Source organism: Pigmentiphaga sp. CHJ604 (genome assembly GCF_036972535.1).
Classification (GTDB): Bacteria; Pseudomonadota; Gammaproteobacteria; order Burkholderiales; family Burkholderiaceae_B; genus Pigmentiphaga; species Pigmentiphaga daeguensis.
The window spans coordinates 1,685,121-1,710,464 of record NZ_CP136998.1 but is presented as its reverse complement, the minus strand read 5'-3'; the positions used below and the strand labels follow the sequence as shown (position 1 = coordinate 1,710,464).

25 protein-coding genes and 1 pseudogene are annotated in these 25,344 nt (G+C 61.2%); 6 read left to right on the top strand and 20 right to left on the bottom strand.

Annotated elements, in window-relative coordinates:
- Positions 1–13: 13 nt before the first annotated feature.
- The 4 genes and pseudogenes from R4823_RS08250 to R4823_RS08235 form a co-directional block, all read right to left on the bottom strand.
- Positions 14–613: pseudogene (locus R4823_RS08250) on the bottom strand (IS630 family transposase); the annotation flags it as partial.
- Between the two features lie 597 nt (positions 614–1,210).
- A complete protein-coding gene (locus R4823_RS08245) occupies positions 1,211–2,800 on the bottom strand; it encodes an IS66 family transposase (RefSeq protein WP_087836677.1) in 1,590 nt (529 codons plus the stop codon).
- The gene (tnpB, locus tag R4823_RS08240) at positions 2,797–3,168 is read right to left on the bottom strand and encodes an IS66 family insertion sequence element accessory protein TnpB (protein WP_132979296.1); all 372 of its coding nucleotides are present in this window, start codon (positions 3,166–3,168) and stop codon (positions 2,797–2,799) included. Before tnpB (R4823_RS08240) ends, R4823_RS08245 begins: the two co-directional genes overlap by 4 nt.
- A gap of 3 nt (positions 3,169–3,171) precedes the next feature.
- Positions 3,172–3,495, bottom strand: a complete 324-nt coding sequence (locus R4823_RS08235; protein ID WP_132979295.1) for an IS66 family insertion sequence element accessory protein TnpB — start codon at positions 3,493–3,495, stop codon at positions 3,172–3,174.
- A 142-nt stretch (positions 3,496–3,637) separates the two neighbouring features.
- On the opposite strand from R4823_RS08235, the gene tnpB (R4823_RS08230) reads away from it, so the two are divergent.
- The 3 genes from tnpB (R4823_RS08230) to R4823_RS08220 all read left to right on the top strand — a co-directional run bounded on the left by tnpB (R4823_RS08230) (position 3,638) and on the right by R4823_RS08220 (position 5,896).
- The gene (gene tnpB / locus R4823_RS08230) at positions 3,638–3,973 is read left to right on the top strand and encodes an IS66 family insertion sequence element accessory protein TnpB (RefSeq protein ID WP_087836676.1); all 336 of its coding nucleotides are present in this window, start codon (positions 3,638–3,640) and stop codon (positions 3,971–3,973) included.
- Positions 3,974–4,055: 82 nt separating this feature from the next.
- Complete coding sequence (locus R4823_RS08225; RefSeq protein WP_087836675.1) at positions 4,056–5,612, top strand: IS66 family transposase; 1,557 nt, start codon at positions 4,056–4,058, stop codon at positions 5,610–5,612.
- A 20-nt stretch (positions 5,613–5,632) separates the two neighbouring features.
- Positions 5,633–5,896: a putative toxin-antitoxin system toxin component, PIN family gene (locus R4823_RS08220; protein WP_338618207.1), complete on the top strand. Its 264-nt coding sequence runs from the start codon at positions 5,633–5,635 to the stop codon at positions 5,894–5,896.
- Between the two features lie 31 nt (positions 5,897–5,927).
- Here the strand turns inward: R4823_RS08220 and R4823_RS08215 are convergent, their stop codons facing one another.
- From R4823_RS08215 to R4823_RS08155, 13 genes are all read right to left on the bottom strand, one after another.
- On the bottom strand, positions 5,928–7,499 hold the full coding sequence (locus R4823_RS08215) for an IS66 family transposase (RefSeq protein WP_087836530.1): 1,572 nt from the start codon (positions 7,497–7,499) through the stop codon (positions 5,928–5,930).
- Between the two features lie 62 nt (positions 7,500–7,561).
- Positions 7,562–7,897 (bottom strand): IS66 family insertion sequence element accessory protein TnpB, encoded by a 336-nt coding sequence (gene tnpB, locus R4823_RS08210; protein WP_165963348.1) that lies wholly within the window; start codon positions 7,895–7,897, stop codon positions 7,562–7,564.
- Positions 7,894–8,232: a transposase gene (locus tag R4823_RS08205; RefSeq protein ID WP_132980624.1), complete on the bottom strand. Its 339-nt coding sequence runs from the start codon at positions 8,230–8,232 to the stop codon at positions 7,894–7,896. The genes tnpB (R4823_RS08210) and R4823_RS08205 overlap by 4 nt, the downstream gene beginning before the upstream one ends.
- A gap of 784 nt (positions 8,233–9,016) precedes the next feature.
- Positions 9,017–9,712, bottom strand: a complete 696-nt coding sequence (locus R4823_RS08200) for a class I SAM-dependent methyltransferase (RefSeq protein ID WP_087836673.1) — start codon at positions 9,710–9,712, stop codon at positions 9,017–9,019.
- A gap of 259 nt (positions 9,713–9,971) precedes the next feature.
- Positions 9,972–10,832, bottom strand: a complete 861-nt coding sequence (locus tag R4823_RS08195) for an SDR family NAD(P)-dependent oxidoreductase (RefSeq protein WP_087836672.1) — start codon at positions 10,830–10,832, stop codon at positions 9,972–9,974.
- Between the two features lie 404 nt (positions 10,833–11,236).
- Positions 11,237–11,914 carry an amino acid ABC transporter permease gene (locus R4823_RS08190; RefSeq protein ID WP_087836671.1) on the bottom strand — a complete coding sequence of 226 codons (678 nt, stop codon included), beginning with the start codon at positions 11,912–11,914 and terminating at the stop codon, positions 11,237–11,239.
- Positions 11,911–12,666, bottom strand: coding sequence for an amino acid ABC transporter ATP-binding protein (locus tag R4823_RS08185; RefSeq protein ID WP_087836670.1), 756 nt, complete (start codon positions 12,664–12,666; stop codon positions 11,911–11,913). The genes R4823_RS08190 and R4823_RS08185 overlap by 4 nt, the downstream gene beginning before the upstream one ends.
- A gap of 8 nt (positions 12,667–12,674) precedes the next feature.
- Positions 12,675–13,328 carry an amino acid ABC transporter permease gene (locus R4823_RS08180; protein ID WP_087836669.1) on the bottom strand — a complete coding sequence of 218 codons (654 nt, stop codon included), beginning with the start codon at positions 13,326–13,328 and terminating at the stop codon, positions 12,675–12,677.
- Positions 13,329–13,347: 19 nt separating this feature from the next.
- Positions 13,348–14,205, bottom strand: coding sequence for a transporter substrate-binding domain-containing protein (locus R4823_RS08175; protein WP_207958702.1), 858 nt, complete (start codon positions 14,203–14,205; stop codon positions 13,348–13,350).
- A gap of 117 nt (positions 14,206–14,322) precedes the next feature.
- Complete coding sequence (locus tag R4823_RS08170) at positions 14,323–15,102, bottom strand: enoyl-CoA hydratase/isomerase family protein (protein ID WP_087836668.1); 780 nt, start codon at positions 15,100–15,102, stop codon at positions 14,323–14,325.
- Positions 15,095–17,452, bottom strand: coding sequence for an acyl-CoA dehydrogenase (locus R4823_RS08165; RefSeq protein WP_087836667.1), 2,358 nt, complete (start codon positions 17,450–17,452; stop codon positions 15,095–15,097). The genes R4823_RS08170 and R4823_RS08165 overlap by 8 nt, the downstream gene beginning before the upstream one ends.
- Positions 17,449–18,639 (bottom strand): CoA transferase, encoded by a 1,191-nt coding sequence (locus R4823_RS08160; protein ID WP_243724706.1) that lies wholly within the window; start codon positions 18,637–18,639, stop codon positions 17,449–17,451. Before R4823_RS08160 ends, R4823_RS08165 begins: the two co-directional genes overlap by 4 nt.
- Before the next feature lie 11 nt (positions 18,640–18,650).
- Entirely contained in the window at positions 18,651–19,619 is a 969-nt protein-coding gene (locus tag R4823_RS08155) for a tripartite tricarboxylate transporter substrate binding protein (RefSeq protein WP_087836666.1), read from the bottom strand.
- A gap of 170 nt (positions 19,620–19,789) precedes the next feature.
- Between R4823_RS08155 and R4823_RS08150 the strand changes: the two genes are divergently transcribed.
- From R4823_RS08150 to R4823_RS08140, 3 genes are read left to right on the top strand one after another with little or no spacing between them, the layout of a single operon-like run.
- A complete protein-coding gene (locus tag R4823_RS08150) occupies positions 19,790–20,563 on the top strand; it encodes an IclR family transcriptional regulator (protein ID WP_087836665.1) in 774 nt (257 codons plus the stop codon).
- Between the two features lie 57 nt (positions 20,564–20,620).
- On the top strand, positions 20,621–20,854 hold the full coding sequence (locus R4823_RS08145; RefSeq protein WP_087836678.1) for an AbrB/MazE/SpoVT family DNA-binding domain-containing protein: 234 nt from the start codon (positions 20,621–20,623) through the stop codon (positions 20,852–20,854).
- On the top strand, positions 20,841–21,251 hold the full coding sequence (locus R4823_RS08140) for a PIN domain-containing protein (RefSeq protein WP_087836664.1): 411 nt from the start codon (positions 20,841–20,843) through the stop codon (positions 21,249–21,251). The genes R4823_RS08145 and R4823_RS08140 overlap by 14 nt, the downstream gene beginning before the upstream one ends.
- A gap of 150 nt (positions 21,252–21,401) precedes the next feature.
- Here R4823_RS08140 and R4823_RS08135 read toward each other — a convergent pair whose 3' ends face one another.
- From R4823_RS08135 to R4823_RS08125, 3 genes are all read right to left on the bottom strand, one after another.
- Positions 21,402–22,382, bottom strand: coding sequence for a tripartite tricarboxylate transporter substrate binding protein (locus R4823_RS08135; RefSeq protein ID WP_165963385.1), 981 nt, complete (start codon positions 22,380–22,382; stop codon positions 21,402–21,404).
- 61 nt (positions 22,383–22,443) lie between these two features.
- A complete protein-coding gene (locus R4823_RS08130; protein ID WP_087836662.1) occupies positions 22,444–24,168 on the bottom strand; it encodes an FAD-dependent monooxygenase in 1,725 nt (574 codons plus the stop codon).
- A complete protein-coding gene (locus tag R4823_RS08125; protein ID WP_087836661.1) occupies positions 24,165–25,340 on the bottom strand; it encodes an aromatic ring-hydroxylating dioxygenase subunit alpha in 1,176 nt (391 codons plus the stop codon). The genes R4823_RS08130 and R4823_RS08125 overlap by 4 nt, the downstream gene beginning before the upstream one ends.
- Positions 25,341–25,344 lie beyond the last annotated feature (4 nt).

Genomic DNA, 25,344 nt, shown 5'->3' with positions numbered 1-25,344 from the left:
TAGTGTTAACACGACCTAGCCCCAGCGGCAACATCGGCTGGGTGCGTTGCAAGGCTTGACACTGGCTCTTCTCATCGACGCACAGCACCAGGGCATTGTCCGGCGGGTTCAGGTAAAGCCCGACGACGTCGCGTAGCTTCTCGATAAACAGCGGATCGGTCGACAGCTTGAAGGACTCAACCCGGTGCGGCTTGATGTTCAACGCTTGGAGATAGCGTTGTACGGTGCTTTTGCTGATGCCCGTGGCCGAGGCCAGAACACGGGTGCTCCAGTGCGTGCCGCCATCTGCTGGCTTGCTGTGCAGCGTCTTGTTGATCAACGCTGCAACCCGCTCATCATCGATCGTACGCGGCCGCCCCGGGCGCAGTTCATCGTATAGGCCGGCAAGACCATGCTCCATGTAGCGCGTGCGCCATTTGCGCACGGTGCCGCGATCCACCCCAAGGCTTGCACCCAGTTGTGTCAGCGTCTGCTCAGACCCCTCGCATGCCAGTACGATTCGTGCCCGAAGCGCCAATGCCGCAGGCAGCGAACGAGAACGAGCCAACGATGTCAGTTGCTTTCGTTCCGCCTCATCTATCTCTACGCTCGGCGCATTGGTTGATCTGCCCATATCTCTGATCTCGGTTCCGCAGGAACAGATATTCTCTCATCAATTCGGGATAAATTAATGGGGCAGAACACTAGCTAGTCGAACCTCAGCCTATCACTCAGTGAGTGAGCGTTCGTTCGAGCAAGGACGCAACAATCGCCCCTGTGGAGAGGTCGCTTCCGGGAGAGAGGAGCCGGCAAGGCTGCGACGTTCAGTGGCCGGTCATGTAGGAAGCCGTCGCTCAGTCTCGAACCGCGAACCTCAGATCGGTCTGAGGCGGACGTGCGCAAAAATTAGCTGACTGGCTGCTTCTGGCCGAAAGCAGGCGTCCTGAGGCTCTGAAACCTGATCAGACAATGTGTGTCAGATCAAGTCTGAGTTATTGCGCTACTTCAATTTGTCCTGATGTATCGGCTATTCCAGAAGACCTATAGCAGTACCAAACTGGGGTGTAAATGACGGCGATCCTGCCGCGCCCCACCTGGGCGTAGGCGTCGCCAACATGATAGCCCAACACATGGGCGGGCTTCCCAGTGCATATCCGCCGATCGCCACGACGTCAGCCAGCGGCCCGTCTGCCAATGCACCTGGAGCCACGTAAGCGTCCAAACGCGGACGTTATTGACGCACGTAGTGCAGATCTGATCGCAAGGGGTCGACCGCGAAGCGTTTTGCCCACTCACGCGGGGTGAGTTGTTCGATCTGGCTAGCCGGATGCTGGCCGACGCGCTGCAGGACATCGACCAGGTAGGTGTAGGCATCGACGCCGTGAGCGCGACAGGTTGCCAGCAGCGTCTGGATCGCCGCTACGTAGCGGGCACCGATCTCAGTGGAACAGAAGAGCCAATTTTTCCGACCCATCGGTATCACCCGCAGCGCCCGCTCCAGGTCATTGGTGTCCAGGTCCAGCCAGGCATCGGTCAGGAACACCCGCAGTCCCGTTTCCCGTTGCTTGGCATAGGCCAGCGCCCGCGCCAGCGGACTGCGCGGGGTCAGACCAGGCTGGGCGATCTGCGCATCGATCCACTGGAAGATGCCATCGACCAGACCAGCGCTCTGCGCTTGCCGCGTTGCCAGGATCGTGGCCGGGTCGGCGGCGGTATCGCGCAGCCGCCGCTCGATGACATACAGCGCCCGGATCTGCTCGAGCACCTCGGCCACCGCCTGCGGATCGCTTTGCTCAGCCTTCAGGAAGGCCCTGCGTGTATGGGCCCAGCACAGCGCGTGCGTGCACCCGGGCAGCTTCTGCGCGTACTGCGCATAGACCTGGTAGCCATCGGTCTGGATCGTGCCGTTGAAGGCCTCCCCCAGCCAGGCCTTGACCGCCGCGGCACCGCGCTGCTCCGAGTAGCCGAAGGCGATGTCGCCGAACTCGCCTAGCACCGGCCACAGCCAGCCCGGCTTCATCTTGCCCTGGCCCGCCTTGGCGCCGCCGACCACCTTCGTGCGGCCCGCCTTGATCGGCGTCTCGTCGATCTTCAGGTAGCGTCCCTGCAGGATCTGCTGGAACACCGCCTTGGCGACCGGTTCGAGCAACTGGATCGCTCGGCGCAGCCACACATCGAGCGTGGTGCGCGACACCACGATGCCTTCGTCCTTCAGGCGCTGGTGCTGGCGGTACACCGGCAGGTGGTACACGAACTTGTCGATGGCCATGCCCGCCAGCATGCTCACGTCGACCTGGGCGTGATCGAGCACGCCGGGCACGGCAGCCGCCGTCACCAGGCGGCCTTGATCCTTGTGGCGCACCACCGGCCGGCGGTACTTCAGGATCACATGACTGCCGGGCTGGCGCGCCAGCTTCAGGCTTTCCTTGTAGTCGACGATCTCGTAGTGCGCGGCATCCGGGCCTTGCAGCTCGGGACACGACAGCACGATCTCCTTGACCGGCACGTTCGCATCGAAGCGGATGCCGCTGTCGTTGACTTCATCGCCCGTGCGGTGCTTGTTGCGCGTGTGCGCCGGCACATCGACCGTGGGCGCCGTGCCGATAGCGGCCGCCGCCGGCGCCTCGAACAGGCCATCCTGTTGACCATCGGCCACGATACGCCGTTCGCTCTTCTGGCCAAACACCTGTTGCTTGAACCAGTCCAGTTGCCGCTTGAGTTCGACGATCTCATCGCCCTGGATGCGCAGCAGCGACTGCAGCGCATCCAACTGCTCGCGCGGCATGGCGATCGCCTCATTCGTGACAGGGGCTCGGGTCATGTGTGCATTATCCCAGAGACCTGCGCCGCCACGGGCAGCTCGAAGCGTTTTCTTTGTACTGTGCGAGACAGATCGATCCCGTCGAGCCACATCATCAACTGCGTATCGGTGAGCACGATCGATACACCATCCGATCCCAGCCGGGCAAACTGCCCCCGCTCCAAACGCTTGGCCCAAAGACAATATCCGCCGCGCGACCAGTACAGGACCTTTGCATAATTGCCCTGCCGGTTCACGAACACGAACAAGTGACCCGACAACGGGTTCTCGCCCAGTACCGAACGGGTGGCGGCAATCAACCCGTCGAAGCTCTTGCGCATATCGGTGGCTCGCGTGCACAACAACACGCGTACGCCGGTGGGCAGCATGCCCTACGACCGCGACAGTTCCAGCACCAGGCCATCGCCCAATTCCAGGCGCAGCTTGATCCCAGAAGCCAGGACGGCGGAGCCCGTCTGCCCAAGCTCGATGAAGGACGCACGTTCACCGACCGACGTGCCCATCGCATGACCCGTCGCCTCATCGTGCAAACGCCGCTTCCAGTTCCACAGCGAGGCTGCGCTCAAACCTTGTTCAGCACACCAGGTTGCCACGCTCAGACCGCTGGCCACCTGCTGGCTCACCAACTCACTCCATTGCTGCGCCGTACGCCGATGTTGCCGTGCGTCGGGTTCCAACGCTTGGGATTTCGACATCTTCCTGCTCCTTCTCGATGAACCGAAGGCCGCACATTACCTGCTCGGACACCATACAAATAGAACGCCTCGGTTTGGACGCTTACGCTTGGCCGCTGGAGGGAGCTGCAAGCTGCGCAGCGTGGCTGCGCGAGTGGTTCAAGTGATTCGCGTCGATGCGATCTGGCTCGCCACCGAACCGGTAGACATGCGCGCCGGCTTCGATACGCTGTTGGCTCGGGTGATCAAGGTCTTCGGTGCAGCGCAGCCGCACCATGCCTATCTGTTCGCCAACCGCCGGGCCAACCGCATCAAGGTGCTGACGCACGACGGTATCGGCACGTGGCTGGCGGCCCGCCGACTGCACCAAGGCAGCTTCGTATGGGCGCACCCAGCATTGCATGGACATCTGTCACTGAGCGATGAACAGCTTGCGGCCTTGGTGCTGGGGTTGCCGTGGCAGCGCGTCGGTCCCGACGGCGTGATCACTGTCCTATAACGACGCCACCTGGATCGTAGCACCCAGCAATTGGGTCTTGTGCCGATGGCGGTGAGCAGCCCGCCGATGGCAAACTCTCGGCATGATCCAAGCCAACGACCTCGACGCCCTGAGCGCGCAGCAATTGCGCGAGCTGGCGGCCGGGCTGATGGCGCAGGTCAGCGACAAGGACCGCGAACTCAAGTACCGCGAGGTCCGCATCGATCAACTGACCCATGAGATCGCCGTGCTCAAGCGATATCGGTTCGGTCAACGCAGCGAGCAACTCCCTGCGGCCCAAGCCTCGCTGCTGGACGAGACGCTGGACGCGGACCTGGCCGCGATCGAGGACGAACTGCAACAGCTCACCGTAGGTTCGCAGCCCAGCAAACCGACACCCCAGCAACCCAAGCGCACCCCCTTGCCGGCGCAGTTCCCGCGCACCGAGATCCGTCACGAACCGGCATCGACCACCTGTGGCTGCGGCTGCGCCTTGAAGCGTATCGGCGAAGACATCAGCGAGAAGCTCGACTATCTTCCCGGCGTGTTCACGGTCGAGCGCCATGTACGCGGCAAATGGGCCTGCACGCAATGCGAGACACTGATCCAAGCGCCGGTGCCGGCGCATGTGATCGACAAGGGCATCCCGACCACCGGCCTGCTGGCCCAGGTACTGGTGGCGAAATATTCGGATCACCTTCCGTTGTATCGGCAGGAAGGCATCTTTGCCCGTGCCGGCCTGGCGCTGCCGCGCTCCACGCTGGGTCAATGGGTGGGCGTATGCGGCGTTCGTCTGCAACCGCTGGTCGATGCACTGCGCGCTGAAATCCTGGCCCGCGGCGTGCTGCACGCCGACGAGACGCCGGTGCAAATGCTGTCGCCGGGCAAGAAGAAGACGCACCGCGCCTACCTGTGGGCGTATGCGCCGACACGCTTCGACGACTTGCGTGCCGTGGTCTATGACTTCGCCGAGAGCCGGGCGGGTGAACACGCGCGAGCCTTCTTGCAGGACTGGCGCGGCAAGCTCGTGTGCGACGACTACGCGGGCTACAAGGCGAGCTTCGGCCAAGGTGTGATCGAGATCGGTTGCATGGCCCATGCACGTAGAAAGTTCTTCGATCTGCACGCCAGCAACAAGAGCCAGATCGCCGAGCAGGCGCTGAAATTCTTCAGCGGTCTTTACGATATCGAGCGAGACATCGGTGACGTCGGTGCCGACCAGCGCCAACGCGTACGCCACGACAAAGCTACGGCGGTCGCCGATGCGCTGCATACGTGGATGATCGGTCAACGGCAATTGGTGCCGGAAGGTTCAGCCATCGCCAAAGCCTTGGACTACAGCCTGAAGCGTTGGGAAGCGCTGACGCGCTATCTGCACGATGGCGATGTCCCCATCGACAATAACTGGATCGAAAACCAGATCCGGCCCTGGGCCATCGGGCGCTCGAACTGGCTGTTCACCGGGTCGTTACGCGGCGGCCAGCGTGCGGCGGCCATCATGAGCCTGGTCCAATCGGCCAAGCTCAACGGGCATGATCCGTACGCCTACTTGAAAGACGTACTCACGCGTTTGCCGACACACAAGTTCTGCGACATCGACCAACTCTTACCCCATCGGTGGCACCCGCTTACGACGGCGTACTCAACGCAGGCAGCGTAGCCCTGCAAGGTCAAGATGGGATGCCCAGCCGCTTACGCTGGAACAGCTCCTGGCCGATGAGGATTGAACGCGCTGTCATCGACACCAACGTCCTGATAAGTGCTGCGCTATCGCCTCGGTCTGCCCCTGCGCAGATCGTGGATTGTCTTCTGCAACACGCTACGTTGGTGTTCTCACGGGAAACCTTCGAGGAACTTGAAACCAGGCTTTGGCGGCCAAAATTTGACCGCTATCTGGACATGGATCGCCGACGCCTGCTGTTGCATGACTTCGCTGCGGCGTAAGCGGCCGGTAATCACGCCTTGACGACGGCAATCAGGTGGCCGGTGTCCACCGATGTGGCAGCAGTTCGGCGATCCGATTGTTCCTCTGCGTTGTCAGCCGCGTGAGCACGTCCTTCAAGTAGGCATACGGATCATGCCCGTTCAGGCGTGCCGACTGGATCAGGCTCATGATGGCGGCCGCGCGCTGGCCGCCGCGCAGCGACCCCGCGAACAACCAGTTCGCACGTCCGACCGCCCAGGGACGGATCTGGTTCTCGACCCAATTGTTGTCGATCGGCGCGTGGCCGTCGTCTAGATAGCGCGCGAGTGCCTCCCAGCGTTTGAGGCTGTAGTCGATGGCGCGAGCCGTGCCGGATCCGTCAGGCACGCGCTGGCGCTGCGCGATCAGCCACCGGTGCAGCGTCTCGGCGATCGGCCGCGCGCGTTCTTCTCGCATTCGCTGCCGCTCGTCGGCGGGCAGATCAGCCACGTCGCGCTCGACACCATACAGGGCGCCGAACAGTTCCAGCGCCTGGCCGGCAATCTGGCTTTGGTTGCTAGCATGCAGGTCATGGAATTTGCGACGGGCATGGGCCATGCAACCCAGCTCCGTGATGCCGGCCGCGAACCCGGCCTTGTAGCCGACGTAATCGTCAGTCACCAGCTTGCCGCGCCAGTCGTCAAGGAACGTGCGGCAGTGCTCACCGGCGCGGCTGGGGGTGAAGTCATAGACCACTGCGCGCAGGCTGTCATAGGAGGTCGGCGTGTAGGCCCACAGGTAAGCCTTGTGCGTCTTGCCCGCCCCGGGCTTGAGCATCTGCACCGGCGTCTCGTCGGCATGCAGCACTGCTCTGTCCAGGACTTCGGCCTTCAGCGCATCGACCAAGGGCTGCAGCCGCAACCCGCACACGCCGACCCATTCGCCCAGCGTCGAGCGCGGCAGCGCCAGCCCGGCGCGCGCAAAGATGCTTTCCTGGCGATACAGCGGCAGGTGATCGGCGAACTTCGCCACCAGCACCTGCGCCAAGAGCCCCGCCGTCGGGATGCCCTTGTCGATGACCTGCGCGGGCACGGGCGCCTGCGTGAGCGTCTCGCAGTGCTCGCACACCCACTTGCCGCGGATGTGGCGCTCGACCGTAAAGACGCCCGGCAGGTAATCCAGCTTCTCGCTGACGTCCTCGCCGATGCGCTTCAAACCGCAGCCGCAGCGGCACGTCGTGGACGCCGGTTCGTGGTGGATGTCGGTGCGCGGCAACTCGGCCGGCAGCCGCATGCGACGCGGCGCTTGCGACGGCGCAGGCTTTGTGGCGATCGCTTCGCGCAGCGCGTTCACTTCCGCTTCGATAGCCGCCATGTCGGCATCCATCGTCTCTTCCAGAAGGCTTGCCTGCGCCGGGTTCAGTTGCTCGCTGCGCTTGCCGTAGCGCCAGCGCTTGTACAGCGCCAGCTCCTGCATGAGCTGGTCGATGTGCGTCTGTTTGAAGTGCAGTACGCGATCCCGATCGGCAACCACCGCATCGTGCGCCGCTATCTGGGCGTCACGCGCGGCAACCTCGCCCATCAGGCGTTCTGCCAACGCGCGTAGCTGCTGCGCGTCGAGGTGGTCCAGGGATGCGGTACTCATGGCCACCAGTATGCCGCAGGGCTCCCCGCGGCGGTATTGGCGTCTTGCCGGATTGTCCGGCGCTACAACACCGAGATCGCGCCTGCCGCGCCCACATGCTGCCAGGGCAGGCCCAGCACCAGCGCCTGCCACTGCTCACTGTCGACCGCGATGTGGGGGCCACGCAGCGCATCGGCCCACACGAACTTGCCGCGGTTCAGCCGGCGCGCGGCCAGCCACACGCCGATCCCGTCGTGCACCAGCACCTTCATGCGGTTGGCGCGTCGGTTAGCGAAACAATAGGCGTGGTGCGGGCGTGCAATACCGAACACCGCCACCACCCGCGCCAGCGCTGTCTCGGTGCCGGCACGCATGTCCAGCGGCTCGGTCGCCAGCCAGATCGCATCGATGCGGATCACCGCAGCCACTCCCGCAGCCACGCCACGCAGGCACCGGCTTCGCTCACGGGCCATTGCACCGTCGCTTGCACCGGGCCGCGCGACAGCCGGATTTCAATATGCCGGCCCGGTGCCGGCAGCGGCGGTGCCACCACGGGCACAAACGCGGGCGTAGCGGCCGGCGCGCGGCAGGCAAGTCGGATCCATTTATGCACCAGGTTCGCGTTCACGCCGTGCGACAGCGCGACGCTGGCAATGGATGCCCCCGGCTGATTGCACTGCGCCACGATCTGGGCCTTCAGCGTCTTCGGATAAGACCGGCGCTTACGCAACGGCACTAATTCTGTCTTTGCCATGGTGTCCACCAAAAAATGGTGGACACTAATCGAGGACAACGCCGTGGCTCAAGACGGGATCACCGGGCGCTTACGCTGCGGCGGCTCGGTGGGTTGATCTGCCTCCGACTCCCAGACCAGCGTACAGTCGCGATCCCGATGACGATGTGTTTCTCCACACGGCCTTGCATGGCAAGGCCGTGTGGCTAGTCAGTGGCGCCAAGAATTTGCTGGAGCTTCGACCGGCTGACTGCGGATTCGAAATCCTATCGCCAGCGCAGGCTCTAGAGAAATGGCATCAAAAATGGCTTCTATGGTGAAAATGTAGCCCACGAGACATTCATACAAGCGTCCACGATAGGATGCGTCGCTCTCCTAAGAACTGGAGTTATGGCAATTTTGTAGCCTGAAGGCTTCAAATTGGCCGTGATCGACTTGAAGTGCAGCCCAAGTGATACACCAACGAATGCGGTTGGTGTCGGTTCGGGTTATTGCTGGAATCGGATCGGAACCGGGTGTGCACCAGATCAATCGCGAGCTGAAGGCCGGCAGAGCGTTTGCCGGCTGGCAGACAGCGCGGTAGCCCTGGACGGCGCATAGGGCACACCGCCCTCGCGGGGGGCATGCGGCCACCGCACTATGCCTGCACCGCCTGCGCGAGTTCGCTCGGCGTGCGGGGTGCGGAAGCGAAGAACACGGCGCTTAAAGGCCGAAAGGCTGATTTTTCGACCTTGAGTTCGCCGTTTGCGGGACAAGATGAAATCCGCTGCCGAGAATCACTGCATCTCGACCAATCGTGCCGGGTTCATAATTTCACGGCTGAGAAAAAGATGAAGCGAGGCTTGGTCGTCAGGCTCTGGTATGCATCCGGGAAGAGCGCGCGGGCGCGCGGGTCGGGCTGTGGTTCGCTCAGTATGTCGATCAGGAAACCGGCCGACTTGAGGGCATCAAACATGGCGTGGAGTGGCCGATGCCAGAAGCGCATTTCGATATCCCTTCCGTCGCGCTGCCACGTTTCATCGAAACTATAAGTTTCGAAGTAATTGTCGCGACCGGCTAACTGGTGATCCATGAAGGGGTGGTGCGTTGAAAAGACCAGGCGACCGGCTTGGGACAGCAGACGGTTGAACTCCGAGAGAGGCATAGACCAGTCGGGCAAATAATGCATGACAAGCGAAGCGAGGATCAGATCGAAAGCGCCATCTTCAAAGGGCAATGGCTCGTTGAGATTAGCCAATAATAATCGCGCGCGCCCTTCAAGGCGACGTTGCGCGATCTCCAGTAAGCCAGCGCTCGAATCTATCCCCGTCAGTATTGCCCCTCGATCAAGGAGTGCTGCGGCATGAACTCCGCCACCGCATCCCGCGTCGAGCACCCGATGTCCATTGACATCACCAACCATCGAGAGAATTGCCGGCCGCTCGTAATAGGAATTCCAGGCGTTGGTTTCATTGTCTGTTTGATAGGCATCCGCAAATGCATCGTAATTATTTTCAATCATTCATACGTTCCTTATGTGGATGGCTGCTCTCCTGCCAACGCAGTTTGGCCACGCAGGGGGACTCGCTCGCGCCCACCGTTCCTCTCGCTGCGATCATTGGCCGCATTGCGAGCCGCCGTGGCAGAGGCGCAAGTGAGCAAATGCTGGACGTTGCGGGGAAGACTCAATGCCGACCGACTTGCGTTCGTCAGCCGTCGCTATGGTCGTCATGCCGTGCGAGCTTGTGCCACGGCGCTGCTGGAATCCCGCGATGCCTGGATCATGCAGTGTTGTTGGCGCTGTCGCCCCCCGTCACGTCGTAGGTAGCGCCCGAACCCATGTAGGCGTCGTCGCTCGCAAGAAAGACGACAGCCGGCGCAATGGATTCTGGCGGGAGCCAGGGAACACCCAATGGCGACTTGGCCGTGAGCTTTTGCTTCGCTTCGGCTTCGAGCTGGTCCAGAGGTTCGGTGTTGTTCAAGTCATCGACAGCTTGCGCGTACCGTTGCCGGTGGCGTGTGAGCGGAGTGTCGATCAGGCCGGGGATGACCGCGTTGACCGTGATGCCGTATTGTCCAAGCTCCAGGGCTGCGGATTTCATCAGGCCGATGATCCCCCACTTTGAGGCCGAATAGGCCGCACCGTACTTGGTGCCGTGCTGCCCCTGCGTCGATGACGTAACGATGATGCGGCCACCACCATTCTTCACAAGATAGGGGGCGATAGCGCGGATGGCGTTGCAGGTGCCAGTGAGATTGACGTCGATCTGATCGTGCCAATCCGCATCCTCCATGTCGAGGAGCGGCTTGAACGCCTGGATGCCGGCGTTGGCAAAGAGGATGTCGATCTTGCCAAAGGTCTCAGCCGTCCACGCAGCGGCTTCACGAAGGGCTGGCAAGTCACGCTGGTCGAGCCGGCGCGCCTCCCAGCGCCCACCGGCCGCCGCCACAAGCCTTCCTGTTTCCGCCAGTTCGTCCGCGGTGGCCGGCGTCACCTCCAGGATCTTGCTGACGGGGCCTGCGATATCAATCCCCACGATGGCTGCACCTTCGCGCGCAAAAGCAACTGCGGTGGCGCGCCCGATGCCGCGCGCGGCACCCGTGACAATGGCAACCTTTCCTTCAAGGCGCTTCGATGACATGGATTTGCTCCTTTCGAAAAATGGCCGTTACCCGATGGGGCAACGCTCAGCGCAGCGCACCGACTCCGACAGCGGCGGCATGATCAGTAGGTGTAGGTCGCTCCGATGCCCGCGCTCCAGCCGCGACCCGGCGCTGGCTCGAAATACCGCCCATTTCCCTCGTTCACGATAACCCGAGCCAGCGTATTGCTGGTCAAAGAGACTGTCGATCCGGCCATAGGCCCGAACCTGCCAGACACCCGCTCGCCAAACATACCCCGTACCGAGCGCTCCATCCCAACTCGCAAACGCAAACGGCGACCAAGACCAACTGACCGGCCACGGTATTCGCGGCACGGTCTCCATGGCCCTGAACCAGATTAATGTTTAAATCCCCGTGCGCGAGAAGCCATCGGATGGAGCGACTACAACCGTCGCGTGCCCGGAAGGACAAAGCGCCGCTCCAACGCGCGCGCCGCGAACACGATGACCGAAACCAGCGCCAGGTACACCAGCCCGGCCATTACATAGGCCTTGAAGAACTGGAAATTGCGTATGGCGAAGTCCTGCACATAGGCGAAGAATTCGGTGTACTGGATCAGGAAAGCCACCGAGCTGTCCTTCAGGTTGAGGATCACCTGATTCGACAGGGCGGGAACCGAGAGGCGCAGCACCTGCGGCAAAGTGATCAGGCGGAACACCTGCCCCGCCGTGAAGCCCTGCGCCCGCGCCGCCTCCAGTTCATCCTGATCGAGCCCGCGGTAGGCCGTCATCAGGTAGCGCGCGTTGTAGGCCGCTACATTCATGGTGAAGCCGATGACCGCGACTGTCAGCGGCGACAGGCGCAGTCCCCATTGCGGCAGCCCGTAATACATCAAAAACAGCAGCACGATAAGCGGCGTGCCGATGAAGAAAGAGATATAGCCTTCGGTAAGCCTGCGACAGATGCGATTCTGGCTGAGGGTCAGATAGAAAACCCCGATGCCGCCCAGCAATCCGGTAACCGTGATGATGCAAGCCAGCAACAGCGTATTGCCAAGGCCCGCCAGGATCTGCGGACCGAAATCCGCCACTTGCCGCAGAAAGACAGCCAGGCCGCTCATGGGCTGCCGGCCTCCCGGTCATCGCGGGACTCCTGGCTGAAGAAGGCGCGGATGCGCGGATCCGCATGGTCGCCGAACAATTGTTCGGCATCGCCTTCCGCGTGAATCACCCCCTGGTCGAGGAACAGCACCCGGCCTCCGACGGAGCGCGCCAGGAACAGGTCGTGGGTCACGCACAGCATCGAAACATTATCCCGGCGCAATTGGTTGATCACGTTGATGATCTCCCGGGCCATCAACGGGTCGAGGGCCGAGGTCGGCTCATCGAAGAACAGCACCGCCGGGTCCATCGCCAGCACCCGCGCGATGGCCACCCGCTGTTTCTGCCCGCCCGAGAGCTGGGCCGGATATTTGTGATGGTGCTCGACCATGTCCATGCGGCGCAATTCGTGTTTGGCGCGCTCGGCGGCCTCGGCGGCCGGAATGCGGCGCAGCTTGCGCAGCCCGAGGGTCACGTTTTCGAGGGCGGTCAGATGACGGTACAGGGCAAAGTTCTGAAATACGAACCCGATGCGCTGGCGCAGGGCGCGCACATCGGTTCCGGGCAGCGTGACATCCTCGCCACGGAAAATCACCTGCCCCGAAGTCGGCGTAATCAACCGGTTCAGGCAGCGCAGCAGGGTGGACTTACCGCATCCGGAGGGGCCCATCACCACCTTGAGCTCGCCCTCGTCGAGATCGAGATCGATCCCCTTGAGGACGGCCTTGCCCTCGTATTCCATCACCAGGTTGCGGACTGTCAGCAGTGCCATGTTTTCTCTCAATGCCCCGTCAGGCCAGGCACGCGGTAGTGTTTTTCCAGCGCCCACACCACTGTCACCAGCACCTTGTAGATCGCGAAATAGATGAGGCCCACGGCAACGTAGATTTCCACCCCACGCAGTGTGGCGGCGGACAAGGCCATGGCCTGCTTCATCACTTCGGGAATGCCCACGGTATAGGCAAAGGGCGAATACTTCAGCACCGTGGTGAACTCGTTGATCATGCCGGGCACGGAGAACCGCAGCATTTGCGGAATCTCTATGTAAAGGAGCGCCTGCATCCGGCTCATGCCCATTGCCTCCGCCGCCACGATCTCATTCGCGTCGACCGAGTCGAAGGCGCCCCGAAACACTTCGCCCAGATAGGCGCCCGCGATCAATCCGAGACTTAACATCATCGAAACGAGTGGCGGCACGCTGATGCCAATGCCAGGCCACCCGAAGAAGACGATGAACAGCAGCACCAGCACCGGAATGCCCCGGAACACATAGGTAAAGGCATCCAGAAAAAGATTGAGCGCCCGCCAGCCCAGGCGGTAGAGGATGGCGACGGCGAGGCCCACCAGAATCCCCGTTGCGCTGCACAACAGAGTGACCAGGATGGTGTAGCCGGCTCCTGTCGCCAGCAGGCCGAGAATATCCAGGAAACTCATCGGATGCCGATCGGTTCCGTCAATCGAGCCACTTGTGGATAATGGCCTTCAACCCTTCCGGCCCCAGTTCGTCGCTCAGGTAGTGATCGAAGTCCTTGCGCAACGCGGAATCCTTGGGAAAGGCGAATCCGAAGCGGTCGAAACCCGTGAACACGTAGCTGTCGCGGATCGGCAATGTCTTGCGATACACCGAGGCGACGGTGCCGTCGAGAAAGGCGAGGTCCAGATTGCCGTTCTGCAGATCCGACAGCACTTCGTTATAGGAAGGATACATTTTCACCTGGCTGAGCCGGTAAATGCCCTTCGGCTCCAGCTCCTTCGTGATGAAATCGCTGTAGGCCATGCCACGCGGGTAGCCGATGGTGTATTGCTTCATTTCGGCCAGGTCGTCGAAATGAATGTCCTGTTTTTTCAGGCTTACCAGGTTCCAGGTGTTTTCCATATAGGGCTTGGAAAAATCCATGACCTCCTCGCGCTGCGCAGTGATGGAAATACCCGAAAAGGCCACGTCCGCCTGGCGGCTGACAACGGCACCGAGCATGCCCTGCCAGTCGTACGAGGTAATGCGCAAGGTGCAACCCCTGGCCTTGCAATAGCCCTCGAAAATCTCCAGATCGAGGCCCTTGGTTTGGCCGTTCTCCTCGTACAGGTTGGGCGGCGACGCTGGCGATACGGCCACCCGGATCACATCGCCCGAGTCCTTTGCGGAGCATCCTGCCAGGACCAGCAGAAGAACGCTCAACAGACCTGTGAGCATACGCATGTGATTCTCCATGAAATACGGGTTATTGGCGGGCCCGCTACCGAGGTAAAAAGCCGAAGCAATAGTATCAGAACGTTGCTGCAAGGCCGATGTAAAACCGGCCTTCGCAGGCAAGCGCTTTCCTTGGCCTCGCAACTCGGGTTGAGTTCGGCGCCGAACCGGCGACAAACCCCTCATGGCTGGACGAATCCCACTTCAAGTGGCCGGGACGCCACCCGCAACAATCGCCTATCAGCTGCCTTTGAAAATCGGCTTGCGTTTCTCCACGAAAGCATTTGCCGCGTCTTCGGTCCGGGACAGTTCGCCTGTCATGGTCTGTTCGAGGCGATAGCCATCGCGAATCGACATGAACTCGACCGCGTTCATTGCGCGCTTGGCCATCTTGATCGCGGTCGGGCTCTTTTCGGCGATCACCCGTGCCATCGCCAGGGCCTCTTGCATCAGCGCGCCGGCGGGCACGACCTTCTCCACCACATTGCGTTCAAGCAGCTCGGCGGCGTGGATGCGATCGCCGGAATACATGAGCCGCCTGGCGCCAAATGTCCCCAGCAGTCTTTGCGCGTGGCGGCCGCCTCCAAGAAGCCCGACGTTGATTTCATTCAACGCGATGAACGCCGTCTCGGAAGCGATGAGGTAATCGCAGGATGCGGCGAAAGCCAATCCGGCGCCGACCGCCGCGCCGTTCAGCGCGCCAATGACCGGTACCTCGCAATCCATGATGGAATAGAACCCTTCACGGCCAATCCGTGCATGAAGGGCGTGCGATCCCGGTTGGCCGGCCTGGCCCGACTCGAGGCTGGACGCGCGCATCTTCACATCCGCCCCCGCGCAGAAGATTTTTCCCGCGCCGACCAGAATCGCGACGCGTACATTCGGGTTGTTGTTGAAGCTGTCGAATGCGGCCTGAATTTCGAGCACCATGGCTCGTGACGTCGCGTTGACCGGCGGCCGGTCGAGCGTGACGACAGCGATGAAATCCTCGATCGCCACACGGACGTTGGGTTCATCCATGTCTGTCCTCCTTCGGCAGTCCCAAAACCCGCGTTGCGATGATGTTGCGCTGGATCTCATTGGAGCCGCCGAAGATGGTGAACGGACGCGCCGTAAAGTAATGCGCCAGCACGTCGATCCGCTCTGCGCCGAATGTTTGCTCGCCGTAGAGTCCGCCGGCGTCATCCACCGCGCTCACGAGCAAATCCGTCAGGCGCTGAAGCGTTTCGGTTGCTAGGATCTTCATGCCGGAAACTTCCGATCCAGGCAAACCTCCGCCACGGAGCTTGGCACCGAGGCGCTCGTACAAGGCGGACAAATCGAGGACATCCAGTTCGAGCTGGGCCAGGAGGTCCGCGAACACGGCGTCGTGGATTTTTCCAGTGTGTCGCGCGACGGTATGCAGATGGTTCAGCATCAGAAAGCAGCGGCGTGGAGAACCCGCCACGGTTCTTTCGAAGCCGAGCAAGGATTTGGCCACGCTCCAGCCATCGTTCATTTCGCCGACGAGATTCGAGCAATGGGTACGGACGTCATCCAGGAATACTTCGCAGAATTCATCGTCCCCGGTCAGGTTCTTGATTGGCCTGATCGTCACGCCTGGCTGGTCGAGGTCGATCAGCAGGAAGCTGATTCCTTTTTGCTTTTTTGCGGAGCGGTCCGTACGCACCAGCGCGTACATGTGCGTCGCGTCATGCGCCATCGACGTCCATGTCTTCTGTCCGTTGACGATGAAGTATTCACCCTCGAGCCGTGCCTGGGTACGCAGCGCCGCCAGATCCGAACCGGCATCGGGCTCGGAGTACCCCTGGCACCAGACGTGGTCGCCCGAAATGATTTTTGGTATGAATGCCTTGCGCTGTGCTTGCGTACCGCGGGCAATCAGGATCGGCGCGACCTGGTTGATTCCTTGATCGTGCAGGCGTGGAAGGCCGATCATCGCGGCCGCCTCGAAGTAGATCAGGAGCTTGCCCGGCGCAAGGCCCATGCCGCCGTATTCCCTGGGCAGTCCCGGCGCGAGCCAGCCTTTCCGGGAGAGCGTTGAGTACCATTCTCTCACCTCGTCCCAACGCGGCCGGTTCGGCATGAAACGCAAGGACCGCGGGCAGTGCTCATCGAAGAAGCGAAGAGCGCTTTCCCTGAATTCGGCATCGTCCATGTCGTTCCAGTCTTGCGAACCAGGCTCTGCGCTGGACGGCGATCCGAGGGAAAGAGGCGGAGCGGCCGCGAAAGTATCGTCTTTCAGGTGCAAGCCCAGCGCGCGCAGCCGGGTTCGGTGCGTTCCGGCGTTCCCGAGAACCGCGGACAGGACGAGTAGGCGTTTGAGATGATGCCCGATGATGTATTCGTCGGTGTACCCGATCGCGCCATGCAGCTGGATCGATTCTTTCCCGACCTTCAGCCCGGCCATGCTGCTGCGGCATTTGGCCCTGCTCGCGGCAATGCTCCGCTCACGGGAATCCGACGTGGCGTCCATGGCCTCGACAGCCTCGCCCACGGCGGCGGAAGTGAGCTGTTGAAGCAGATATAGATCGACGGCGCGATGCTGAAGCGCCTGGAACGTTCCGATCGGGCGGTCGAATTGCACGCGAGCCCGCATGAACGCCAACGTGACGTCAAGGGCCGCGCTCAACACGCCGTAAGCCTCGACCGACGTCATCACGACGGCCTCGTCCAAGGCCTGCTCCAACACGCGATGGCCTACCATTGCCGAAGCAACCATGTTCCCGGCGGGAACGACGACGCCGGTCAACTTCAGGATTCCGAGCTTCGATCCATCCACTCTCGATTCGAACGAGAGTTCCACTCCCGCTGCGTGGCGATCGATCCAGAAGAGCGCGATTCCGCTGTCAGTACGTGCGCTGACCACGAACCCGGTGGCCATCCCGGCGCCGAGGATGAAATTCTTTCCGCCGTCGATACGCCAATCGCCGCTCTCCAGGGATGCCCTGGTACTCACGACACCGGGATCGTATTCGCCGCGCAGTTCCTGCCACGCCAAGGCTGGCAGTTCGTCACCGGAGACGCATCGGGGAAGGAGCCGCTCCTTCAAGACTTCCTTGTCGCCCAGGACCAGGCTTCGGGTTCCCAGCACGGCGATGGCGACCAGCGGTTCAGCCACCAGGCCCCTGCCGAGCTCCTCGACCAGGGCCGCCATGGTCTTGAAGTCAAGATCGAGTCCGCCGTATTGCTCCGGAACGAACATCGCCAGCCATCCCAGTCGCCGGATTTCTTCGATATAGTCATCCGCGACGTCCCGCAGCCAAGCGCCCTTCTTTCGTGCGTGGCGTGCCGCGAAGTCGCGCGCGCTTTGCCGGATCATCGACAGCTCGAAGCTATCCTCCGGTACTTGTCGGGCAACGTTGCTCATGGGATCTTGCCTGCTCTCGTTGGCTCCTGCGCACCGACCCTATCCGCCAGCACGGAAGCCGTATCGGCGCCCAGCGGGACACTCGGAAGATAGGGCGGCATCGGCAAACCTTCGAACCGGATCGGAGTGCCCTGGACCACCATGCGGCCATATTCGGCGTGATCGATCCAGTGCAGCATGCCTCGTTCATGGAGATGCCGGTCATTGACGACTTCCAAGAGCGATCGAACCGGCGCGCTCGGAATACGGGCCTCGATCAGCTTCGCGAAGAGCTGCTCCTTGGTTTGCGTGCGGGTGATTTGCCCGAGCGCATGATCCAGGTCGTCCAGGTTTGCGCATCGGTCGCGCATCGTGCGAAAGCGCGCGTCGCGCGTTAGCTCGGGATGGCCAAGTGCGTCGGCCAGGGCGATCCATCGCGCTTCGTTGCTGGCGATGATCACGATGTAGCCGTCGGACGCTGGATAAACGTTATATGGCGCGACGGCCAGCCCGCTGTGCCTGTTTCCGGTGCGCGGCGCTTCCTTGCCCCCGGAGCCGTAATACATCCCGAGACTCGAGGCGAGGGTCGGGAAGATCGCATCGAGCATCGCGACCTCGACTTGCCGTCCGCGCCCGGTCCGTTCCCTGTCATAGAGCGCCAGACAAACCGCGCCGAAAAGGTGGGAGCCCGCCGCGAAGTCGCATACCGTGGCGCCCGCCTTGACTGGCGGGTTCTCGGGATATCCCGTGGTTTCCATGAGCCCGGACATCGCCTGCACAGCCAGGTCCATGGCGGGGTAGTCACGGTAAGGGCCGCTGCTGCCGTAACCGCTGCTCGACGCGTAGATCAGTCTCGGATTGGCCGCCTGCAATCGCGAGGCGTCCAGTCCGAGCCGCGCCATGACGCCCGGGGCGAAATTTTCGACCAGGACGTCCGCATGCTGTGCCATGGCCATCAGCGCCGATTTCCCCTCTTCGGCTTTCAGGTCGAGTACGACGGATTTCTTGTTCGCATTGAGCATGGCGAACGGCATCGCCGCGCCTTTCGCGGATCCCTGCCGCTTCCTGAGATGCTCCCCCCCGGGCGGCTCGATCTTGATCACTTCCGCTCCGGCCATGGCCAGCAAGAAGGTGGCATACGGCCCATTGAATATCTGCGTGAGATCGAGAATCGTCACGCCGTCCAGCGGTTGCTTCATCGCTTCCATGTCGTCGCGGCCTATTGTCCGGCTCTTGCGCCAGACGCCTCAACGGACGCCTTCCACTTGACCTGTTCTTTGCGAATCCAGTCGGCAAGCTGCTTCGGGCCGCCTCCTTCATAGCTTGAGCCGTAGGCCGCGAGCTTGCTTTGCAATTCCGGCGACTTGAAGGCGTCCTCCACCGCGCTGGCGATGCGGTTGGCCAGTTCCGGCGGGAGGCCCGGGGGCCCGATCAGCGCGAGCCAGGTGGCATAGTCGTAGCCTGGAACGCCAGCAGCGGCGACGGACGGCACATCGGGAAGCACCGGCGTGCCTTTCGCCGCGCTAATGCCCAGCGGCCGCAGGCGGCCGCCACGAATCTGGGGCACGGCAGCGACCGGATCGATGGCGATCATGTCGATCTGGTCGCCCATCAACGCCGTCGCCGCCTCGGAACCTCCCTTATAGGGAATGTGGAGGACTTGCACGCCCGCCTTGGCGAACAGAACGGCGCTCATCATGTGACTCGTTGCGCCCACGCCTGATGAACCATAGGAAAGTTTTCCCGGGTTCGCCCTGGCGGCCGCGAGGAAGTCTTGCAGCGATTGATATTTGCTTTTGCTGTTCACGACAAAAACCAGGGGGTCGCTCGACAGCAGGGTGATCGGCGCAAACGCTTGTGGATCGTATTCAAGCTTCGGATAAAGGTACTGATTGATGGCGAGAGGACCCGGAGCCGTCACCATCAGGGTGTATCCGTCCGGGGCCGATTTGGCCAGGGCAAGCGCGCCGACATTCTGTCCGGCGCCGGGCCGGTTCTCGACGATGAAGGTCTTGCCATATCGCTGCGTCAATGCATCGGCGAGCAATCGACCGACAGCGTCAGTGACCCCGCCCGCGGTAAACGGAACGATGATGCGGACAGTCTGTCGATTCGGCCAATCTTGCGAGAACGCCATATTGCTGAATAGAACCGCAAAGATGGCTACGGCGAGCGTGAGCTTTCGCATGGTGTCTCCTCCACGAAACCGGGGCTCGCGAGGCGAGTGCCGCGCGATTTTTTTGAACGCAGCTCAGTTTATGGTCGCAGACTGTCCCGCTGCCGCACGGTTGCCATCGTTGTTCCATAATGTAAAACATCAGCTCAACCACTCATGAAGCGCCTCTTCATCCCGATGATATGAATGCACCCGCCGGCACCCAGAGCATCATCCGCACAATCAATATCTTGAAGGCCGTGGCAGACCGCCGGGAGATCGGATGGCGGCTCACCGATCTGGCGGCGCATTGCGGTCTCGGAAAATCGACGACATATCGGATCGTCGCCTGCCTCTGTTCGGAGCGCATGCTTCAGCAACGGCCGGACGATCGTCGATATATTCCGGGCCAGTTGCTCTATGAACTGGCGCTCGCTTTGCCTTCCTACGCCGCGTTCAAAGACGCCGCGCATCCTGGTCTGGAACAGCTGTCCAAGCGGCTTGGCGGAATTGCGTTCCTGTATCTCAGGTCGGGCGAAGAGGCGGTATGCATCGATCGGGTCGGCGACGCCGCCGTGCCTGCCATCACCGGAGTGGGCACGCGGCGGCTGCTGTCCGAATCGACGTTCGGAATCTCGATGCTTTTTGCCATGCCCAGGCAAGAACGCGAACTGTTGCTGGCCGCCAACCGGCGTGATCCCCACGCCGCCAAAGGCGAACGCGCAGCGGCCTATCGGAGAATCCTCCAGCGTTCGCGTCGCTGCGGTTTCGGTTTGAACGAGGGGGACATCACCCAGGGAACAACGGGCATCGCGGTGCCCGTGGTCGACCGGTTCAAGCGGCCCATCGCGTCGATTGGCGTCATGGTCCCGAGCGAGAAGTGCGGAGCGGATCGACGGCCCCGCGTGCTCGCCTTGCTCCGGGAAACGGCCCTTGCGCTTGCCGCGGATTCTGCGTTCTCGGTTGCCGCGACTTAGTTGCGCCTCGGCCTCCAGGATATACAATAGAAAATGTATATCCAAAAGGACGATTCCATGCAAGTCGCGAAGTGGGGCAACAGCCTGGCCGTGCGGCTCCCGTCAAGCCTGGTTGAAGCGCTTGGATTGCGGGAGGGGGACGATATCGAAATCGTGGTCGACAGCCCGCGGACCTTCGCCGTGCGCAAAAAGCCGGGGACAGATGAATTGCTGGAGCGTCTACGCCGCTTCCGTGGCAAGCTGCCGTCCGACTTCAAATTCAGTCGGGACGAGGCGAATGAGCGGGGCTAAGACCAAGGTGTTTATCGACAGCAATATCGTTCTCTATTTGCTGTCGGAAGACACTGCCAAGGCGGATCGTTCGGAAGCGTTGCTCAGGCTCAGGCCGACCATCAGTGTCCAGGTGCTCAACGAAGTCACGAATGTCTGCATTCGCAAGCTCGGAATGACCTGGAGCGAGGTGGGACAGCTTCTTGATGTAGTGAAAAGCTTGTGCAATCTCGTACCGCTGACCATCGAAACCCATGACCTGGCCCGACGGGTCGCCGAGCGCCATGGGCTGGCCTTCTATGATGCCTGCATCGTAGCTACGGCTTCGATGGAAGGCTGCCGGACACTGTATACCGAAGACATGCATCACGGCCTGATCATTGAAGACAGTCTGACATTGAGAAACCCCTTTGCGTGACTTTGGTGGAAGCCAGCTATCGACAAGCGAAAACGCTGGCCCGCGCTTAGCCTGACAGTTACTCACGCGAAACGGTGCCCGTGCTCTGGTTTCCATTCATTCTTGCTGACGGAGCCTGCACAAGATACGGCGGCCGCATCGAGACCCTCGTCAGTCCATCCTGATATTCGCTTGGTCCACAATTTCCTTCCAGCGCTCCGACTCCTTGGCCATGTAGTCGCTGAATTCCTTGCCCGCGGAATAGCCCGGCACACCACCACCGCTTTCCACCATTTCCTTGAATTCTTGCGTCTGCGTCGTTTTCCGCAATGCTTCCTGCAATTTGGCGACGATGGGGTCGGGCGTGTGAATGCCAACAAAAAAACCGAACCACGAACCAAAAACATAGTCCTTCAAACCGCTTTCCACCAAAGTTGGCACGTCCGGCAGAAGCGGATTGCGGGTGGCCGAGCTGATCGAAATGCCTCGCAATTTTCCGGCATTGATCACTTTGTACAGATTGGCACCACCGGAAAGAATCTCGACCTGATTGCCCATGACCGCAACCTGCGCCGGCCCGCCACCGTTGTAGGGAACATGCTGGATATTCGTATGGGTGCGCAGCTTAAAACCTTCGAAAGTCATGTGCGATACGGACCCGATGCCAGGCGAGGCAAAGCGCAGTTTGCCGGGCTCGGACTTCGCCAACGTGACCAGTTCCTGCACTGATTTGGCCGGCACCGCCGGATTCGTTGCGAAGACGATGTACAAATCGGCCACCTTGGCCAGCGGTCGAAGATCCTTGGCCGTATCGAATGGCAGCTTTCTGAGTAGCGGAAGAATGGTTAGCGTGTCTGAACTGGAGAACAAGATCGTATAGCCGTCGCTGGGAGCGCGCACGGCCGCTTCCACGCCTATGGCGCCCGAAGCACCACCCCGGTTGTCCACTACGACAGAGACATTCAATTGTTTCGACAGCTCGGCTGCCACCACGCGGCCGATCGTATCCAGCCCGCCTCCCGGAGGAAAGGGAATGATCATGCGAATGGGTCTGTCGGGATAGCCTTGTGCACGGGCGATACCGCCCATGCCTGCGCCGCAGGCGGCCGCCAGGAGAGTCAGAACCATGCGGCGATTGAAGCTCTTCAACATCGTGTCTCCTCGATTGAACTTTCTTCCGCAAGGCTGGCCGCCTCGTCGTTTGATCTTCGATCTATCTACCAGTAGCCTGCGCTTGGGGTGCTCGAACCTGCTGGTTCCGCAGATTGCCGCGCACCGTATCGACAAGGCCCGTGACATCGTCCGGCAATCGATCGCCGCGCCACGCGACGTGGCCGTCCGGACGGACCAGCACCAACTTCCTTTCATAGAGCGCGGAAATATCGGGCTGGTCGATGGCGACGACCTGCAAAGGCATGCCGACCGCGGCGGCGGCGGCCGATAGGGATTCCGCCCGAGCCTTGTCCAAGCCGAAGTACAGCAGGACGAACCCCCGTCCGAACAAATCGAGGGTCGAGCGGCCGTCGGCCAGCCACGCGTGAGGCGCGCGCGAGCCCGGCCGAGCCGACTGCTCGTATATCGTGGAATCGTCGAGGGGCGCTGGCGTACCGTCGGAAATACAAATGGGCGATGTATCGTATCGGTATCCCATCGTGGTGCCCCAGGTTTCCCATTCGGGCTTGAATGCCTGCTTGAGTGCGGCACCAACCGTGTGGCGGTCCTCCTCCGCCGCGGACGTATTTTCCAATATGTGTGAATAATCCAAGGCAAGCCGCCACGGCTTGAAGTTGTTCGCCGCCGCCGCGGTATTGCGCACTGCCACGGGCAGGCGCTCGATTTCGTAAGTGTCGAGCAGGTCGCTGCCGCCCCAGCCGCGCAATACGGCCTCAAGCTTCCATCCCAAATCGACTGAGTCGGCTGCGCCGGTGCTCATGCCAAAGCCGCCGGTCGGCGACATAGCATGCACGGAGTCCCCGGCCAAAAAGACCCGGCCCTTGCGAAGATGGCGGGCCACAATCTGTCGCCGCCGCCATGGAGTTACCGTCGTTATTTCGAAGGGTATGTCATCGCGGCCGAGGCAACGGCGCACGGCGGCTGTCATATCGAACCGCTTCAGATCCAGCTTTTCTTCCGTTCCGGCGATGGTCAAGCGCCATTCGCCCCGTCCATCCACCACCGTCAGATTGCCCCACACCCCCTCCGGTCCGACAAATATATAGCGCTCGGCGGTTCCCTTTTCGTGATATCGCTCAAGATGGGGAATTGTTATCAGGGCACTGATCGAATAGCTGAGGGCGGGGTTGCCCTCCACGTCTATGCCCAATGCTGCGCGCACTCCGCTATTGACACCGTCGCAGCCCACCATATATTTCGCGCGAATGGCGTACTGCTTGCCAGCGGCGGCCCTTGCCCCCCCCGCCGCGGTCCGGGCGTCCGCATCGAAATCGTAGGCCAGAGATTCTTCAAGCCGGGTAACTGTGGCGAGCACCCTTTCGTTATCTTGTTCGAAATCCTCCAAGCGGCAGCACCTTTCAATGCGAACGCTGGGGAACTCCTTGGCAGACTGCTCCAGAACCGGATCGAACATATGTTGTGGGCAGCGATATTTGTTCTCGGGGCTGAAGTCCAGAGGGGAAAGGTCTTTCAATGCGGGATACGGGTCGCGTTCCAGCGTATGGCCGGCAAGGCTGGTACAAAATATGATGTCGAGCTTGAAATCATTGGGAAATCCTGCCGCACGTACACGATCGACGATTCCCCAGCGGCGACAGAATTCCATCGTTCTAGCCGATATTCCCGAAGCGCGCGGCAAGAGAAACTTGCCATCGTGCTGATCGACGACCATGCAGTCGATGCCGCGCCAACCAAGTTCCATGGCCAACGCCAGCCCGACTGGGCCCGCTCCCACGATCAGAACCGAGGTATCAACGGTCTTCACGCGGGGGCTCCCATCGCATCCAGGTAATAATTCATCAGATGGTGCACCGCACCTTCCAAATGCGACATCTGGCCAGGCTTGTAGAACCGCGAGTTAACCGCCTTTTGCAGTTCCACGACCATCGGACCGTCTTCGTCGGTAATGGCATGCACAATGAAGTCCTTGTATTCTTCATAGCGGGTCTGGAAGTCGGGGCGCTCGAACACGGCGTACGGAAACAGACTGTACAAGTGGATTTCAGTCTTATCAACGGCGACCGGCCAGACCTGCCACATGCGCAAGCTGTCAGCCCGCAACGAAAGATTCAGATTGGGAAATATCCCCGCCTTGATCGACGTACTGGAACTCATGCCTTCGAGCCAGGGCAAGATCGGGAACAATGGCTCGCCATCCTTCGAATGCGGCCGCGCTTCCTGCTCGTATATCCACCCGCCGCGCGGCAGTAATTCGAACTCGATCGCATTGCGGTCAGTCTTCAGGAAGCTGCCGAAAGACGTCTTGTGTATCACTGGTACGTGGTAGATATCGATCAAGTTTTCGACCAGCAGCTTCCAGTTGCAGTTCACCTCTAGCACGACTTTCTCCGCCGACCTGCATTGTTCGGTTCGGAACCACCACAGTTCTCGCTCATACGGCTCGATGAACTCGGTAAAGCCGAGCGGATTGTCGTTGAAACTGATGAATATCCAGCCGCGCCACAGCTGCAGTTGGATGGGCTTGAGCCGATAACCTTCGGTGCTGGTCATGGTGCTCTTTCCCATATAGGGCGCGGCGCGCAGATTTCCCTTTATGTCGTAGTTCCAAGCGTGATAGGGACAGCGGAAGCCGCGGGCGTTACCGTGGCCCGACGCGACGGGCACGCCACGGTGCAGGCACATGTTCAAGAATGCGCTGACATTGCCGTTGTCATCGCGGCTGACAATGAATGGCTCGCCCGCGATGCTTTGCGTGAAATAATCGCCGGGGTTGGGAATCTGCTCCTCTCGGCCTATACACAGCCATGTATGCAGAAAGATACGGTCTTTTTCAAGCTGCGCCACCTGCTTGGAACAATAGAGTTCCCCAGGCAGCTGCGAGGCTTGCGCTGGGGGCAGGCGCGTTTTTTCGATGGCGTCGCACAGGTGGGCAAAAGGCTCCGGCGCGGCGAGCGTAAGTTCGACGGGTGCGTTCATGAGA

Bases quoted from the DNA above. Each gene is read 5' to 3' on its own strand.
- R4823_RS08195 (WP_087836672.1), bottom strand. From the start codon at position 10,832: ATGTCATCGAAGCGCCTTGAAGGAAAGGTTGCCATTGTCACGGGTGCC.
- R4823_RS08170 (WP_087836668.1), bottom strand. From the start codon at position 15,102: ATGGATGAACCCAACGTCCGTGTGGCGATCGAGGATTTCATCGCTGTC.
- R4823_RS08180 (WP_087836669.1), bottom strand. From the start codon at position 13,328: ATGAGTTTCCTGGATATTCTCGGCCTGCTGGCGACAGGAGCCGGCTAC.
- R4823_RS08140 (WP_087836664.1), top strand. From the start codon at position 20,841: ATGAGCGGGGCTAAGACCAAGGTGTTTATCGACAGCAATATCGTTCTC.
- R4823_RS08220 (WP_338618207.1), top strand. From the start codon at position 5,633: ATGCCCAGCCGCTTACGCTGGAACAGCTCCTGGCCGATGAGGATTGAA.
- R4823_RS08190 (WP_087836671.1), bottom strand. From the start codon at position 11,914: ATGAGCGGCCTGGCTGTCTTTCTGCGGCAAGTGGCGGATTTCGGTCCG.
- R4823_RS08145 (WP_087836678.1), top strand. From the start codon at position 20,621: ATGCAAGTCGCGAAGTGGGGCAACAGCCTGGCCGTGCGGCTCCCGTCA.
- R4823_RS08205 (WP_132980624.1), bottom strand. From the start codon at position 8,232: ATGGCAAAGACAGAATTAGTGCCGTTGCGTAAGCGCCGGTCTTATCCG.
- tnpB (WP_132979296.1), bottom strand. From the start codon at position 3,168: ATGCTGCCCACCGGCGTACGCGTGTTGTTGTGCACGCGAGCCACCGAT.
- R4823_RS08245 (WP_087836677.1), bottom strand. From the start codon at position 2,800: ATGACCCGAGCCCCTGTCACGAATGAGGCGATCGCCATGCCGCGCGAG.
- R4823_RS08135 (WP_165963385.1), bottom strand. From the start codon at position 22,382: ATGTTGAAGAGCTTCAATCGCCGCATGGTTCTGACTCTCCTGGCGGCC.
- R4823_RS08200 (WP_087836673.1), bottom strand. From the start codon at position 9,712: ATGATTGAAAATAATTACGATGCATTTGCGGATGCCTATCAAACAGAC.
- R4823_RS08160 (WP_243724706.1), bottom strand. From the start codon at position 18,639: ATGGAAGCGATGAAGCAACCGCTGGACGGCGTGACGATTCTCGATCTC.
- R4823_RS08225 (WP_087836675.1), top strand. From the start codon at position 4,056: ATGATCCAAGCCAACGACCTCGACGCCCTGAGCGCGCAGCAATTGCGC.
- R4823_RS08165 (WP_087836667.1), bottom strand. From the start codon at position 17,452: ATGAGCAACGTTGCCCGACAAGTACCGGAGGATAGCTTCGAGCTGTCG.
- R4823_RS08125 (WP_087836661.1), bottom strand. From the start codon at position 25,340: ATGAACGCACCCGTCGAACTTACGCTCGCCGCGCCGGAGCCTTTTGCC.
- R4823_RS08215 (WP_087836530.1), bottom strand. From the start codon at position 7,499: ATGAGTACCGCATCCCTGGACCACCTCGACGCGCAGCAGCTACGCGCG.
- R4823_RS08150 (WP_087836665.1), top strand. From the start codon at position 19,790: ATGAATGCACCCGCCGGCACCCAGAGCATCATCCGCACAATCAATATC.
- R4823_RS08235 (WP_132979295.1), bottom strand. From the start codon at position 3,495: ATGTCGAAATCCCAAGCGTTGGAACCCGACGCACGGCAACATCGGCGT.
- R4823_RS08185 (WP_087836670.1), bottom strand. From the start codon at position 12,666: ATGGCACTGCTGACAGTCCGCAACCTGGTGATGGAATACGAGGGCAAG.
- R4823_RS08155 (WP_087836666.1), bottom strand. From the start codon at position 19,619: ATGCGAAAGCTCACGCTCGCCGTAGCCATCTTTGCGGTTCTATTCAGC.